Raw genomic sequence first — 15,483 nt, 5'->3', positions numbered from 1 at the left:
TAACTCCCCCTTAAGTAAGTGTTGATTGATTATATTTCTTTAGTGAAAGAATTTTCACGTGATAACTAAATAAAAACTCGTATGCTTCTAGCGCTTTTTTCGCTTCAAATGCATTTTCCCCCCATACGGTAATACCGTGGTTACGAATTAAAACAGCCCCTTGATCCGCCGTTACATATTCAGCAAAGACTTCAGCTAACGTCGGAATGTCCGCATAATTCGGAATAATCGGAACGGTAACCTCTGCATCTTCTTCCCAAATACCGAGTGCTTTAATAATCTCTTGCCCCTTAAACGTTACTTTTCCTTCGTCACCATATAGTTCAGAAATGACGTTGTTATCAATTGTATGTACATGCAGGCTGCACCCAGCGTTTGTATGACTATAAACCTTAACATGTAAAAGCGTCTCAGCGGAAGGTTTCAAGTGTGTTTCTTCCGCTGCTTTCCCATTGCTATCTACAAGTAAGAAATCTTCACTTGTACGCTTTCGCTTATCTTTTCCACTAGCTGATACGAAGAAGGTTGTTGGCTCTTCACTTACTTTAATCGATAAGTTACCACTCGTTCCAAAAAACCAATCTCGCTGTGCAAGTTCTTCTTTTACATCCGCAATCTCTTGTAAACGCTGCTGTGCTAAAATACTCATACTTCCACCTCCGATAATTCGTTAATATGTTCAATGACATCATGGAATGTTTCAAACGGCCGATGCGGTAAATGTAACTCTTTGCATTTCTGAAGCAAGAAATCACGTGCCAATACGCAATCAGCCATTTTTGCTGCCTGCAAATCCGTAATGGAATCTCCAATTACGATGATAAAATCTTTGTCATCTACCAGATTTCGTATAATTGACGGCTTACAGCAGCCACAGCCATTTTCACAGTGGCTATCGCATGTATGAGGCCACGTAATTTTAATCGTTTGCCCTAAAAAATCTGAGCCGTTGCAGTAAAGGTTCTTTTTATCTATTTTGCCGTCTAACATTGGCTCAACAAAAAAGTCAATTCCTCCACTGACAATATATAGCGGAATATCCTTTTCTTTTGTGTAATGCACAAACTGCTCGAATCCTGTTCGAATCTCCGAAGTTGATAAAATAAATGATACAATCTCTTCCTTTAAAGAGATTGGCAGTAAAGAGAACATTTTGCCAACGCCTTCTTGAATCGATACGCGCTCTGCCAACACATCATCTTTGATAGCTTCCCACTCACTTGGAGCAAACTTTTTCATAATAGCAATGATGTTATCGCTGTTTGTAATCGTACCGTCAAAGTCACAGAAAATCTTCACGTTCATCACCCCTTCACCTTCACTGCTCCCCATAGCTCAAGTGCTTTTTGTAGCGCTTCGTCATTTGTATCTTCTAAAGGCTGTCCAGCAAGCGTAGCATCAACTGCTGCACGGAATGCTTTTCCTCCACCGACTGCTCCATCTGGGTGACCGTGTACGCCTCCGCCTGCGTTAATAATGCTATCCACACCGAAATCGGAAATAAGCTGCGGAACCATGCCTGGGTGGATACCTGCTGATGGAACCGGGAACGTTTGCTTATAGGTATGTAGCGGTCTTGTTACCTCGTACGTAATTCCAGCTGTATCTTCAAGCGGCATCGCGACGCTGCCGTACGGTGATGGGAATAGTGAAAAATCTGCTCCAACAAGACGAAGTAATTTTCCTAGCAAAAGAGAATTTGAGAATCCATGAAATTCAGATGGTGTTAACGCACCGCTTACTGCTGGGTGAGCCATGATTGGTAAGTTAATATCATCATCTTCACGAAGAGCTTGTAGCACATCTAGTCCATATGCAAACACGTTAAACAATAGAGCATCGGCTCCGAGCTCCGCTGCTTTTCTAGCTTTCTCTTTTAAATCAAATGTACGCCCCGTTAAATTTACGGCATATAGCGTACGATGACCCATTTCTTTATATACTTCATCAAGAACTTTTTTCCCTTCTGTAATACGCTTTTCGAACGGTGTCAGTTCGTTGTCAAATAGGATTTCGTCATCCTTTACAAGATCGACACCTCCAAGTGCTTGTGCCCGAAGCTGCTCCGTTAAATAATCCATATCACGCCCAATTACACCTTTAAAAATACTCATTACAAGAGGACGATCGTACACTTTTAGTTTCTCACGAATCCCTTCAATTCCAAAGCGTGGGCCAGGAAAAGCGGCTAATGCTTCTTGTGAAAACTCTAAATCTAATAATTTTACTTTTCCGTCTAATGATAGTTTTCCGAAAACAGTAACTAAAATAGCAGGTAAATCATTTGTATAATTAGAAAGCGGATAACCAATTTTCACAATCGCTTGCTTTGTCGTTTGCTCTAAATAATTGTTGACGCGATCGCAGTCTTCAAGTGGCGTAATGTCAACTACGCGCCCTTTGTGCTTTCTAAGTTGCTCCTGCTCAAGCTGAGGTAGATTTGTCCAAGAACCTACCGTTAAGCCTAGAGCAATGCCTTCTGCTTTTTTTTCAAAGTTTCCTTTTTCATCATGTAATAAATAACTTGCAACGATTTCACTCATTTGCTTCAAACTCCCTTGCTGTAAATTTCCCATCGTTACGAAATAAAAAAGCCTCTTCTTGTGAGAAAGAAGAGGCTTTTTTGCTCTCTTCTTATCTCTCAGCTACTGCTGCAAGATTTAGCACCGTGCTTAACAAAACGTTAAGTCGGTTGCCGGGCTTCACAGGGCTAGTCCCTCCACCTACTCTTAATAAGAAAATTGCTATTTATATTGTATAATCGATTTTCACGCTAATCGTATTCATCAAAAATATGTGTTTATGAATCAACAACTTCTTACATATTAAGCCAACTCAAAAAGAATTGTCAACGTATTTTTTGAATAAATTTAATTTAGCAATTCGATCAACCGCTTCTTTCAGTCGATCTTCATCGGTTAATAAACCTACGCGCACATAGCCTTCTCCGTATTCACCAAACCCAATTCCAGGAGCAACAACGACGTGTGCTTTTTCAAGTAACAAATCAGAGAATTCTTCTGATGTATAGCTTTTTGGAACCGGCAACCACGCAAAAAACGACCCTGGTGGGGCTTCAACGTCCCATCCGATTTCACGCAGTCCATGAATGAGAACCTGGCGACGAGATTCATAGCGTTCGACTAGTTCATCTACGCAGTTCTGTGACTCTAGTAAAGCAACCGCGGCTGCTTGCTGTATTCCGCTAAATACACTTACAAATAAGTGATCTTGTAAAAGATTAATCGCTTCAATAACGCTTTCGTTTCCAACAGCAAAACCGATGCGCCACCCCGCCATATTATACGTTTTGGATAGCGTATAAATTTCAATGCCCACTTCTTTGGCACCTGGAGTTTGCAGAAAACTAATGGGCTTTTGACCATCAAACCCAATTGCGCCGTACGCAAAGTCATGTACAATGCACGTATCGTACTGGCGAGCAAATTCAACCGTTTTTTCGAAAAATGATGCCGTAGCTACTGCGCCGGTCGGATTATTTGGGTAGTTTAAAAACATGAGCTTAGCTTTTTGCTTCACTTCTTCGCTTATTTCCTCGTAAACTGGTAAAAAATCATTCTCTTTTTTCAAGGGCATAGCTTCCATTTTCGCTCGTGCTAGCTCCACTCCTGACCAATAGTCTGGGTAACCTGGGTCGGGCACTAAAACTGTATCTCCAGGGTTAAGTAAACACTGAGGAATTTCTACTAACCCAGCTTTGCCTCCAAACAAAATAGCGACTTCTTTTTCGGGATTTAGCTGGACACCGTATTCTCTTTCGTAAAACGCTGCTGCCGCTTTTTTCAAAAAAGCTTGTCCGCGAAACGGTGAGTACTTGTGGTAGTTTGGATTTTCACTCGCGTCTTGAAGTGCCTTGACAATATGAGGGGGCGTTGGCTGATCTGGGTTTCCTTGCCCTAAATTAATCACATCATGTCCTTCTTTTATTACTTTTGCAACTTTGCTAACAAGGGATGCAAAAAATTGTTTCGGTAAACTCTTCAATAGTTCTGATTGTTCAAACTGCTTCATGTGAACACCTTCTCAAAAAATTCTTGAAATTCTAGTCACAAATAATATATTGTAATAGTCAACTTGTAAAGTCATTTTTATAAAATAAATCAGGATGGTGAAGTTTAATGAGCTTAAAAGTAGCGTGTTTGCAACTTGATCTTGCATTTGGAAACCCTAAAAAAAATTACGAGCATGCTGAAAAAAAAATGAAGGAAGCACTGTTTGAATCTCCAGATATTCTTATACTGCCAGAACTTTTTGATACGGCTTATGATTTACAGAACCTCGACGCTATCGCGGACTCAGAAGGTAAGCAAGCGACTAGCTTTTTCTCTGCTTTCGCCAAAACACACAGCGTGAACATCATCGCTGGATCAGTTGCTAAGAAAACAAAAAGCGGCGTTACGAATACAATGTATGTCTTTAATCGTGAAGGCCAGGAGGTCTCGCAATATAACAAGCTACACTTATTTAAGCTGATGAATGAGCACTTATTTCTACAACCAGGTGAAACCAAAAACATCTTTACGCTTGAAAACTCATTATGCGCAGGCGTTATTTGCTATGATATTCGCTTTCCAGAATGGATTCGCGTTCATACAAGCGCAGGTGCAGAACTCCTTTTTGTGGTTGCTCAGTGGCCCAAGCCAAGACTTGCTCACTGGAAAGCACTTCTGGTAAGCAGAGCCATTGAAAATCAATGCTACGTGGTTGCCTGCAACCGCTCTGGAGACGATCCAGCTAACACATTTGCTGGTCATTCGTTAATCATTGACCCTTGGGGAGAAATTATTGCAGAAGCAGGTGAAAATGAAGAAATACTAACAGCAGACGTTGATTTATCAACCGTAAAGGCAATCCGAGAACAAATTCCGGTCTTTACAGATCGTCGCACAGAATTTTATTAAATTTCGCTGTTGACATCCAAAAATTCACATGATACGATGTTCTCCAGAAGTTACTAATAAGTCAAACAAATCAAAATTAAATAATATCTTTACTCTTATCAAGAGTTGGCTGAGGGATTTGGCCCTATGACGCCCAGCAACCGACCGTAATACCATTGTGAAATGGAGCGCAGCTTTTTAGCGCTATAAAACAATTCGTTGTTTTATGAAGGCACGGTGCTAATTCCAACAGAAAGAGAAATCTTTCTGGCAGATAAGAGGTTTGAATGACAATCAAGCCTCTTTCACTCACCGAAAGAGGCTTTTATATGATTTAAAAGCCTCCGGTATACTTATTTTTTATGGAGGTAGATAACGATGACAACAACAACTTATACATATGAGCCACTAAATGAAATTACAGCAATTAGACTTGTAAAACAGCTGAAGTTATTTTCGGAAAGTGAAGCTCTTACAGCTCGTGAAATTGGTGATGGCAATTTAAACCTTGTTTTTCATATTGTGAACGACCAAACCAACAAGTCCATTATTGTAAAGCAGGCTCTTCCTTATGCGAAAGTTGTAGGAGAAAGCTGGCCTTTATCACTCAAGCGCGCAACGATTGAAAGCAATGCGCTCAAACAGTTTGGCAGCTTAACACCCGAACTCGTTCCAGACGTTTATTATCATGATGAAAACTTAGCTGTTACGGTCATGGAAGACCTGTCTCACCTAACAATTTCTCGTACAGGATTAATCCAAGGAGAAACATACCCACTTCTTTCAGAACATATCGGTAGATTTTTAGCTCATATTGCATTTGAGACGTCTGACTTTGCGATTAAGCCACAGGAGAAAAAAGAGCTGGTTGCTCAATATATTAACCCTGATTTATGCAATATTACAGAAGACTTAGTGTTTACAGATCCGTTTTTTGATTACAATACAAATGAATTTGAAGAAACGCTTCGAAGCGATGTAGAAAACTTATGGACAGATGAAGAAGCTAAGCTTGAAGTAGCTAAGCTTAAACAAAAGTTTTTAACAAGTAGCCAAACGCTTGTACACGGTGACCTGCATACGGGTAGTATTTTTGCTAGTGAGCGCGAAACAAAAGTTATTGATCCTGAGTTTGCGTTTTATGGGCCCTTTGGCTTTGACTTAGGACAGTTTGTTGCCAATCTTCTGCTTAACACCTTGTCTCGTCCTGCTCAAAAACGCAGTGTACTTTTGGATCATATCACCAAAACGTGGGATGTTTTCCAAACAACATGGAACAAACTTTGGGTTGAGTCTAAAGTGGAACCGTTCGTTAAAAATCCAAACTATTCCGACTATATCTTACAACAAACGTGGACCGATGCTGTTGGCTACGCGGGGTGCGAGTTAATTCGACGTACAATTGGATTGGCGCACGTAGTAGATATTGATTCATTGCCTGATGAAGAGCGCTTAAACGCTCAAAAAGCAGCTCTTCGTTTAGGACGTTATTTACTAACTCATCAAACAGAAATTAGTGCACATGATTTTAAGAACTTGATTGAAGAATGAAAGGAGCCCAACATGACACACACTCTTACACTCCCTCGTTCAGTTGAATGGAAGGAAACGTTTATTTCACTGCTTGACCAGCAGCTATTACCAAACACAGTTGAATATATTAAGCTACATACTTTACAAGACGTATGGGACGCTATCGTTACGCTAAAAGTACGAGGGGCACCTGCAATCGGCATTACCGCAGCGTTTGGCTTAGCGCTTTCGCTTCAAAACTACGATGTACAGACGATTGAAGAATTCAAAAAAAAGCTGCAGGCCGACAAAGAATTTTTGGCGAGTTCTCGCCCAACAGCCGTCAACTTATTTTGGGCGTTAGAACGCGTAGTAAACAGCATCAATAACGCCATTTCCATAAATGAGGCTAAAACACTTGTTATTCATGAAGCGATTCAAATTCAAGCGGAAGATGAAGCCACCTGCTACCGCATAGGTGATTATGCATTATCGCTGTTTAATAAACACGATCGTGTTATGACAATTTGTAATGCTGGCTCGATTGCCACAGCATATTATGGAACTGCTTTAGCGCCTTTTCATATTTCAAAAGAGCGTGATATTCCGCTGAAAGTATTTGCGTGCGAAACACGCCCCGTTCTCCAAGGGGCACGCTTAACGGCATGGGAGCTTCAAAAATCAGGCGTAGATGTGACACTTATCACAGATAGTATGGCTGCACATACCATTAAAACAAAAGGGATTAATGCCATTATTGTCGGAGCTGACCGTATTGCAGCTAACGGTGACACTGCTAATAAAATTGGAACATATGGGCTTGCACTTTTAGCAAAAGCATTTAATATTCCGTTTTATGTAGCAGCTCCAAAATCAACGTTTGATTTATCGATCGCATCAGGAGCAGAAATTCCAATTGAAGAGCGCTCTGCAAAGGAAATTACGCATATCGGTGATGTACAAGTTGCTCCAGACAATATTTCTGTTTATAACCCGGCATTTGACGTTACGCCAAGTGAATTCATTACAGCCATCATCACAGAGCATGGCATTATTCACTCACCTTCTGTCGATACAATTAAACTCGTACTAAACTAAAAAAAAGAGAGAATCTCAGGTTACAATGTGATTCTCTCTTTTTTGCTTTGTAACATAAATGTAACAGTAATTTATCATCTACCTACATATATTATAGTTAGTTTTATCATGTTAAGCGAAATCTGTATAGGAGGGGTAACTATGACCAAACAAGAACATCCCGACTCAACCTGTAAAAAGCGAAAGCAGCGGGCACGAAAGGAGCAATTTCAGCTTTTAGATGTTACAAATCAAACCATTCAGCAAGATCATTCAGACGAAACGTTCACGTCTGTAGATGGTGTATTTGTACAAGGGGAAGGATGGAAGCTAGAGAACGATGATGAAGCCTAGCAGCGCTACGCTAATACAACCTTTCCGTTTGCTACTTGTATTCCTTCTAACGTTAAAAGCCGCTCTTTTAAATGAACCTGTGCTCCTGCATAGCCAGTTAAATCTTTTGATGCGCCAACAACACGATGACAAGGTAAAAAGATAGGTAGACGGTTTCTACGATTTGCTTGTCCTACGGCACGAACAGCTTTTGGCTGTCCAATCATACTTGCTAACTGTTTATAGGAAATGACTTCTCCATATGGTATGGTTTTAAGTTCTTTCCACACCTTTTGCTGAAAAGCCGTTCCTGTTATTTCTAACGGAAGATCAAAGTTTTGCCGCGTTTGAACTACATACTCATGTAGCTGCTTTGTCGCTTCTTTAATATATTCATGATTTTCGAGCAAAGTGGCCGTTCCCTTTGTTTGTAACATCAACTCATCAAAAGAAAAGAATAAACCGGAAATCCCTTTATCAGAACATGTAACATACACATGTTCATTGTCAAACAGCGGAATGCTTCCATAGTAATTCATCGTTTTCTCCTCTCTATTGTACTTGGGAAACGGGTAACGTCACATGAAATGTTGTTCCGACCCCTAACTCACTTTCTACTTCAATATATCCCTTATGTTCTTCTACTATCTTATAAGACACCATCAGTCCAAGTCCAGTTCCTTTTTCTTTTGTGGTATAAAACGGTTCTCCTAGCTTACGAATTCGCTCTGGGGGCATGCCTTCTCCTTCATCATGAATGGATACTCTCATATAGCGATTGTTAAGATGCTTGACCTCTATGGAGATTACCCCTCCACCCTTCATCGCTTCAATTGCATTTTTAATTACATTAATAAACACTTGTTTTAGCTGATGAGGCTCACAATAAACCTTTGACAATGATGGATCGAAGTCTGTTTCAAATTGAACATTTTCAAGTAAAGCTTGAGCATTCAATAAATCAATCGTCTCTTGTACGATGACGGCTAGTGATTTCTCTTCAAATTTAATTGCTTGTGGCTTAGCTAATACTAAAAACTCTGTAATAATTGATTCAATTCGCTGCAGTTCAGACGTAATAATATCAAAATAAAGCGAATGACCTTCTTTCATGCTATCTTCAAGTAGCTGAATAAAACCTTTTAATGCGGTCATTGGATTTCTTATTTCATGCGCAATGCCAGCTGCAAGCTGCCCTACTACTTGAAGCGTATCCGATTTCCGAATTTGCTCCTCCATTTGCTTTTTCTCCGTTACATCGCGAATAATTGTCATGTATAGGCCTGGTAAAATACCTTTTTTCGTCGAAAACTCAATTTGCTTCACTTTACCGCTAGCTGTTTTATACTGAATGTCTCCTTCTCCTTCACCTTTGCTCTCAATCGTAGCCTTATGCTCAATGACTAAATCAAAGTTAGAGGATGATAAAAACATTTCCATCGTTTGGGAACAAATGTCTTCCTTCGTTTGTTCTAAAATTTCACAAGCAGGCTCATTAACATCAATGATCTGCTGCTCTCCGTCCCATAAGATTAAGCCATCTATGGAACCATCAAAGATTTTACGAAACTTTTGTTCATTATTCCGAAGTTCTTGCTCCATTTTGGTTCGCTCGCTGATATTGCGAAAAATGGTTAAATGATAGCCTTCAATAATGCCTTTTTTCCCTGTAAACTCAAGCTCTTTTTCTTCTCCGTTTGGCATATAAAAGGTAAGCTCTTCCCGAATCTCTTCCTGCTCAATAAATTGATAATAAAGCTTCCATACGTGACGATCTTTTTTATTAATAAACGTTTGAAGATTTGTGCCGATTAGTTCTTCTAAGGGTAGTTCAAATGTCCTAGAAGAAGCTGCGTTAGCATTTACAATTACCCCGTCATGACGCCAAATTAAAATAGCTTCAATTGCATCTTCAAAAATGGCTCGAAAATTTTTCTCACTTCGCAACAATTTCTGCTCCATTCTTCTTTTTTCCGTTACGTCACGCATAATTGACATATAGTAACGACTATAAATATTTGCGGTTGTCGTGAATTCAAAAAAAGTTATGTCTCCATTTTTAAGCTTAATCGGAAGTTCTCCGCTCGCTTTTCCTTGCTTCTGAAGAAGGCGCCATAATTTTTTTAGCTTATAGTGATAAGCAGGCTCAACTAATTCTGTTAACGTTTTTGTTAATAAGTATTCTTTTGGAAAATTCAACCGGTCACAAAACGATGGATTGACATCAATCAGCTGCCCTGCTCGATCAAAAATGACAATCCCATCAACCGCTTCGTTGAATACGTCCATAAACATATGCTGACTCAAAAAGCGTTCGTTCTCCACCATTTTTTGTGCTGTAATGTCACGGAAAGTACAAATCTTACTGCCAGAGGCTTCGCTTCGTTGTTCGCACGTAAACTCTACATATTTTACGATGCCATTTTGCAAGTTCATTGTACCTTTATAAGTAAACTTCTGATTTTCTACTAGCGTTGGATAATAATCATTGATGACATCATACGGAAACAACATAAGAAAGTCTTTTAATTGATATGCAATCAGTTCATCATAATGTTTGTCAAATAACTGACTGGCTGCTTCATTAACATGCTGAACGCAAAAATTCTCGTCAAATACAATAATTGCATCTGAAACTGCATTAAAAATGGCACGCAACTGCTTTATTTCTTCGTGTTGGTCTTGTTCAATCGGTAGTTGCCGATGTGGAGCCATGCCACATCCTCCTTTCTAAACTCTTTCTTCCTATCAAAAGACAAAGCTATTTCGACAAATTTCTACTCTCTTTCATAATCTAACGATTCCCAGGTAGATATGTGCGCAGTCATTGATAGGCACATTAGTCACTAATACACTATTATTCTACAAATTTCTTTTTTCACCTTTAAAAAAACAATGAAAATCTTCCTGAAAAAAGTCCGCTACGCGTACATCTATACACATAGCGGACTTTTTAAAAAATTATTTCCAGAAATCGTCGAATACTGAAATAGGCAGGCTGCGTTTATGAGCTGTTTTAACGAAATGACTCTCAATTTTCCTACTTGCTTCCTCCCCAACTTCTTTACCTTCTAAATAGTCATCAATTTGATTATATGTAACTCCTAATGCTTCTTCATCTGGCAGCTGTGGACGATCTTCTTCTAAATCAGCTGTCGGTTGTTTTAAATATAAATGTTCAGGGCAACCTAATTCTTTTAACAGCTGTTTGCCTTGGCGCTTATTAAGACGGAAAATCGGCACTAAATCTGCGCCACCATCTCCAAATTTCGTAAAGAATCCAGTCACTGCCTCTGCAGAATGATCCGTACCAAGCACAACTCCTTGATGCATGCCAGCAATGCTATACTGTGCAATCATACGTTCACGTGCTTTTACGTTTCCTTTGTTAAAGTCAGAAACAATTTCTCCCGTTGCTTCTTCGACTGCCGCAATCATTGCATCTACAGCAGGCTTAATGTTAACAGCAACCGAACGACTTGGTTGAATGAAGGCTAGAGCGTCTTGACAGTCTTGTTCATCAGCTTGTACACCATACGGTAGACGCACAGCGATAAACTGATATGTTTCTTCGCCTGCTTCTTCATTTAATTCTTCTATAGCCATTTGGGCAAGCTTACCTGTTAACGTAGAATCTTGGCCTCCTGAAATGCCTAGTACAAATGAACGTAAAAACGAGTGCTTCTTCATATATTCTTTTAAAAAGTCGACACTTCTACGAATTTCTTCTTTTGGGTCAACAACTGGCTTTACTTTCATTTCGTCAATGATGTACTGTTGCTTCGTCATATGGTCCTCTCCCTGCCTCTAATTGTTATACATGAGTTAATAGCTGAGACGCTCTAGAGCGCGCTTCATTGATTTTATCCATCTTATTATTCCAACAATTTGTGCTAAGGTCCACAGGGTATTCGGTTGGTCGCAGCACTTCTTCGTTCGATTTAGCAATCATTTTATAGTCATCCCACAAATGATTAAGGTTTTGTAAGCAATATGCGCGCATCTCTTCGACTGACGGCTGTTTGTAGATGAGTTTACCAGATTCAAAAATTTGCTTATGAATCTTACGGGCATGAAAATCTGTGACAAACTTACTTACATGAGTATAAACCGGATGAAACATCTTCAAATGATGCTCATCGTTTGGCTGCTCATTCTGCATGGCAATATAATCGCCTTCCCATTTTCCGTTTACTTGATTAACAATACGGTATACATCCTTTAATCCAGGCGTCGATACCTTTTCAGGATTATCTGACAGCTTAATGGTATCAACAAGCTCCCCGTTTTCACCTTCAATTGATACAAGTTTATAAACTGCGCCAAGCGCGGGCTGATCATATGAAGTAATCAGCTTTGTGCCGATACCCCAGCCGTCAATTTTAGCTCCTTGTGCTTTCAAATCCATGATGCTATGTTCATCTAAATCATTTGAAGCAAAAATGCGCGCGTTTTGAAACCCTGCTTCATCTAGCATCCGTCGTGCTTCTTGAGATAAATAAGGAAGCTTTCCGCTATCTAAGCGAATACCTACAAAATTAATGCGATCCCCCATCTCTTTAGCAACGCGAATCGCATTTGGAATTCCTGACTTGAGGGTATTGTACGTATCAACAAGGAAAATGCAGTTTTGATGAGATTCCGCATATTTTTTAAACGCAGTATATTCATCACGGTACACCTGTACCAGCGCATGAGCATGCGTTCCAGAGATTGGAATACCAAACACTTTTCCTGCTCGCACATTGCTAGTGGCATCAAACCCTCCAATATAAGCTGCTCGCGCTCCATATAACGCTGCATCAAGCTCGTGAGCTCTCCTTGCTCCAAATTCCATCAAACGATTATCACTTTGCTCATACACCGCATCTTCTCCAGCTGCTAAGCGAATTCGGGAAGCCTTGGTTGCAATTAATGGGTGAAAGTTTAAAATGTTTAAAAGCGGTGTTTCAATAAGCTGTGCTTCTCCTAACGGTGCATCCACTTGAAGAATAGGTTCATTCGCAAAAATCATTTCACCTTCTACCACCGATTTAACGTTACCCGTAAAACGAATTCCTTTTAAATAATCAATAAATTCATCTTCATAGTGCAGCTCGCTGGATAAATAATCGAGATCACTTTCTGAAAATCGAAAATTCGCGATGAAATCAATCATTCGTTCTAGTCCTGCAAAGACTGCGTAGCCATTATCAAAAGGCATTCGACGAAACGAAGCTTCAAATACAGACCTGCGTTTATGAATTCCATCTTTCCAATATGTATTGGCCATATTTAGCTCATACAAATCTGTATGTAAAGCTAAGCTATCGTCAGCATATCGCCTGCTCATCATTCGTACCCCCAACAATTTTTACAATTCCATTATATTTGTGTAAACCTCTTTACAATAGAGTAAGTATAATACATTCCCTCATTTAAATAAATAAACAGATACTAGAAAAGCAAATTTTCTAGAGAGGATTTCTTATCACTTTTATACTTTGTCCATTAAATGTGCTACAATAGTGAATTGGTTTAAGATTATGTTAAATAAAGGAGCCTTTTTACATGAACATTGTTGTCAGTACATTGAATGCCAAATACATTCACACATCTTTGGCCCTTCGATGTTTAAAAGCATACGCAGAACCTGACTATCACGTTGAGATGGTTGAATATACGATTAAAGATCCAGCGATGAATATCGTGACGGATTTATATAAGCGCAATCCTGATATCATTGGATTTAGCTGCTATATTTGGAACATTGAAGAAACGATTACAGTCGCACAAATGTTAAAAAAAATTAACCCTAACCTAACGATTATTTTCGGTGGACCGGAAGTAACATATGATATTCCGTACTGGCTAGACCGTATCCCAGAAGCTGATTTCATTGTAATTGGTGAAGGAGAAGAAACGTTCAAGCAGCTCTTAGATGAGCTTCATGGAAACCGTCAGTTTGAAAACGTCAGCGGTGTTGCATTTAGACAAGATGGGAAACACGTAGTGAATCCACAGCGCAATAAAATTGATCTTCGCGAAATGCCTTCACCGTTCCGGTTTGAAGAGGATCGCAATTCTTTATCTAAGCGTGTTGTCTATATTGAAACAAGTCGCGGCTGTCCGTTTAGCTGTCAGTTCTGCTTATCTTCTATTGAAGTAGGCGTGCGCTACTTTGACCGCGAGAAAATCAAAGATGACATTCGCTATCTAATGGATAACGGTGCTAAAACCATCAAATTTGTGGACCGCACATTCAACATTAGCCGCAGCTATGCTATGGAAATGTTTCAGTTCTTAATTGACGAGCACAAGCCTGGTACTGTTTTCCAATTCGAGATTACGGCTGACATCATGCGTCCAGAAGTTATTCAGTTTTTAAATGACCATGCACCAGCTGGACTCTTCCGCTTTGAAATTGGTGTCCAGTCGACAAACGATGCTGTAAACGAGCTTGTAAAGCGTAAGCAAAACTTCACAAAGCTTACTCGTACCGTTACGATGGTCAAAGATGGCGGTAAAATCGATCAGCACTTAGACTTAATTGCAGGCCTTCCTGATGAAGACTACCATTCGTTTAAAAACACGTTTAATGACGTATTTGCTCTGCGTCCAGAAGAGCTTCAGCTCGGGTTTTTAAAGATGCTTCGTGGAACAGGTTTACGCCTTAGTGCGCAGCGTTACAACTATCAGTTTATGGACCAGTCACCGTATGAAATTCTAAGTAATAACGTTCTGCCGTTTTCTGATGTTGTTCGTATTAAGCACGTTGAGGATATCTTAGAGAAATTCTGGAATGATCACCGCATGGACGAGACGATTGAGTTACTGGTCCAGAACTGTTACGAAACGCCATTTGATTTCTTCCAAAACTTTGGTACTTTCTGGGATGAGATGGGCTGGGCACGTATTGGACACCAGCTTGAAGATTTGTTTAAACGCTTAAAACAATATATTGAAACAGAAAGCTTTAAAAACGAAGCAATCATTGAAGGCTTCATGAAGATTGACTATTTATTCAATCAAAAACACAAGCCTCGCAAACCTTGGTGGGATGATAAGTTAGATAAGCAAGTTCGTTCTCATTACTATCAGCAAATACTTGCAAAGCCAACGGTATTAGGCGATGACTTTGTCGATGAAAACCTAACGGAAAAAGAGCTTTATAAGCACACTGTTCTTGAGCTGCTTCCATTTGATTATGCATACTACAAAAACACTGGAAAAATTGTAGAAAAGCAGTCTTTAATTTTATTCTACTATGATCAAAAAGCCAACGAGACGAAACTGTTTACCTCTCCTGTTGAAGCCTTTGATTTGCCAGTAGTGAGCTAATCGGAAAAGAGTTTGGGACATAACAAAATGATTGCTTCTAAGAGACGAACAATAGCTGTTCCAATCTTTTTGGTTTGTCTGAACACGTTCGTTCCATTGCGCTACGGCCACTCGCTTTCCGCGGGGAGGAACCTGAGCTTCCTCGCTGCGCTGCGGGATCTCAGTTTTCCCTCTCTTTCCCGCAGGAGTCGAGTGTCCTACGCTCCATTCCACCCTGTTTCCAACATTGTTTTCACAATCAACCAAAAAACCTGAACGATTAAAAGTGAGAAACTCTCAATCGTTCAGGTTTATCATTAGCTGAATTACTTATGTCCCAGCCTCTTTTTTTAACAGTTCT

At 39.8% G+C, this 15,483-nt stretch carries 14 protein-coding genes and 2 riboswitches; of the genes, 5 read left to right on the top strand and 9 right to left on the bottom strand.

Annotated elements, in window-relative coordinates; translation table 11 throughout:
- Positions 1-10: 10 nt before the first annotated feature.
- From AS180_RS15830 to AS180_RS15815, 4 genes are all read right to left on the bottom strand, one after another.
- Positions 11-649, bottom strand: coding sequence for a methylthioribulose 1-phosphate dehydratase (locus AS180_RS15830; protein WP_025908396.1), 639 nt, complete (start codon positions 647-649; stop codon positions 11-13).
- Entirely contained in the window at positions 646-1,305 is a 660-nt protein-coding gene (locus AS180_RS15825; protein WP_035320189.1) for a 2-hydroxy-3-keto-5-methylthiopentenyl-1-phosphate phosphatase, read from the bottom strand. The genes AS180_RS15830 and AS180_RS15825 overlap by 4 nt, the downstream gene beginning before the upstream one ends.
- Complete coding sequence (gene mtnW, locus AS180_RS15820; protein WP_025908394.1) at positions 1,305-2,543, bottom strand: 2,3-diketo-5-methylthiopentyl-1-phosphate enolase; 1,239 nt, start codon at positions 2,541-2,543, stop codon at positions 1,305-1,307. The genes AS180_RS15825 and mtnW overlap by 1 nt, the downstream gene beginning before the upstream one ends.
- A gap of 88 nt (positions 2,544-2,631) precedes the next feature.
- A riboswitch (SAM riboswitch) is annotated at positions 2,632-2,739 on the bottom strand.
- 96 nt (positions 2,740-2,835) lie between these two features.
- Positions 2,836-4,032: a pyridoxal phosphate-dependent aminotransferase gene (locus tag AS180_RS15815; RefSeq protein ID WP_025908393.1), complete on the bottom strand. Its 1,197-nt coding sequence runs from the start codon at positions 4,030-4,032 to the stop codon at positions 2,836-2,838.
- A gap of 107 nt (positions 4,033-4,139) precedes the next feature.
- On the opposite strand from AS180_RS15815, the gene AS180_RS15810 reads away from it, so the two are divergent.
- From AS180_RS15810 to AS180_RS15795, 4 genes are all read left to right on the top strand, one after another.
- Positions 4,140-4,922 (top strand): carbon-nitrogen family hydrolase, encoded by a 783-nt coding sequence (locus AS180_RS15810; RefSeq protein WP_025908392.1) that lies wholly within the window; start codon positions 4,140-4,142, stop codon positions 4,920-4,922.
- A 92-nt stretch (positions 4,923-5,014) separates the two neighbouring features.
- A riboswitch (SAM riboswitch) is annotated at positions 5,015-5,182 on the top strand.
- Between the two features lie 97 nt (positions 5,183-5,279).
- Entirely contained in the window at positions 5,280-6,452 is a 1,173-nt protein-coding gene (mtnK, locus tag AS180_RS15805; protein WP_025908391.1) for an S-methyl-5-thioribose kinase, read from the top strand.
- 12 nt (positions 6,453-6,464) lie between these two features.
- Positions 6,465-7,511 (top strand): S-methyl-5-thioribose-1-phosphate isomerase, encoded by a 1,047-nt coding sequence (gene mtnA / locus AS180_RS15800; protein WP_035320187.1) that lies wholly within the window; start codon positions 6,465-6,467, stop codon positions 7,509-7,511.
- A gap of 141 nt (positions 7,512-7,652) precedes the next feature.
- Complete coding sequence (locus AS180_RS15795) at positions 7,653-7,844, top strand: hypothetical protein (protein WP_035320185.1); 192 nt, start codon at positions 7,653-7,655, stop codon at positions 7,842-7,844.
- Between the two features lie 5 nt (positions 7,845-7,849).
- On the opposite strand, the gene AS180_RS15790 is transcribed toward AS180_RS15795, so the two are convergent.
- The 4 genes from AS180_RS15790 to AS180_RS15775 all read right to left on the bottom strand — a co-directional run bounded on the left by AS180_RS15790 (position 7,850) and on the right by AS180_RS15775 (position 13,155).
- Positions 7,850-8,362 carry a methylated-DNA--[protein]-cysteine S-methyltransferase gene (locus AS180_RS15790; RefSeq protein ID WP_025908390.1) on the bottom strand — a complete coding sequence of 171 codons (513 nt, stop codon included), beginning with the start codon at positions 8,360-8,362 and terminating at the stop codon, positions 7,850-7,852.
- 13 nt (positions 8,363-8,375) lie between these two features.
- Entirely contained in the window at positions 8,376-10,538 is a 2,163-nt protein-coding gene (locus AS180_RS15785) for a PAS domain-containing sensor histidine kinase (protein WP_025908389.1), read from the bottom strand.
- A gap of 246 nt (positions 10,539-10,784) precedes the next feature.
- On the bottom strand, positions 10,785-11,612 hold the full coding sequence (nadE, locus tag AS180_RS15780; RefSeq protein ID WP_025908388.1) for an ammonia-dependent NAD(+) synthetase: 828 nt from the start codon (positions 11,610-11,612) through the stop codon (positions 10,785-10,787).
- A gap of 25 nt (positions 11,613-11,637) precedes the next feature.
- Positions 11,638-13,155, bottom strand: coding sequence for a nicotinate phosphoribosyltransferase (locus tag AS180_RS15775; protein WP_025908387.1), 1,518 nt, complete (start codon positions 13,153-13,155; stop codon positions 11,638-11,640).
- A gap of 218 nt (positions 13,156-13,373) precedes the next feature.
- Between AS180_RS15775 and AS180_RS15770 the strand changes: the two genes are divergently transcribed.
- The gene (locus tag AS180_RS15770; RefSeq protein ID WP_062687134.1) at positions 13,374-15,143 is read left to right on the top strand and encodes a B12-binding domain-containing radical SAM protein; all 1,770 of its coding nucleotides are present in this window, start codon (positions 13,374-13,376) and stop codon (positions 15,141-15,143) included.
- Here the strand turns inward: AS180_RS15770 and AS180_RS22715 are convergent.
- Positions 15,060-15,356, bottom strand: a complete 297-nt coding sequence (locus AS180_RS22715; protein WP_139109213.1) for a hypothetical protein — start codon at positions 15,354-15,356, stop codon at positions 15,060-15,062. The two genes, AS180_RS15770 and AS180_RS22715, sit on opposite strands and share 84 nt — an antisense overlap.
- Positions 15,357-15,483 lie beyond the last annotated feature (127 nt).

Origin of the sequence: Priestia veravalensis, assembly GCF_001457055.1 — a bacterium.
Taxonomy (GTDB): domain Bacteria; phylum Bacillota; class Bacilli; order Bacillales; family Bacillaceae_H; genus Priestia; species Priestia flexa.
The sequence above is the reverse complement of the archived record's forward strand: the minus strand, read 5'-3'. Positions and strand labels throughout refer to the sequence as shown.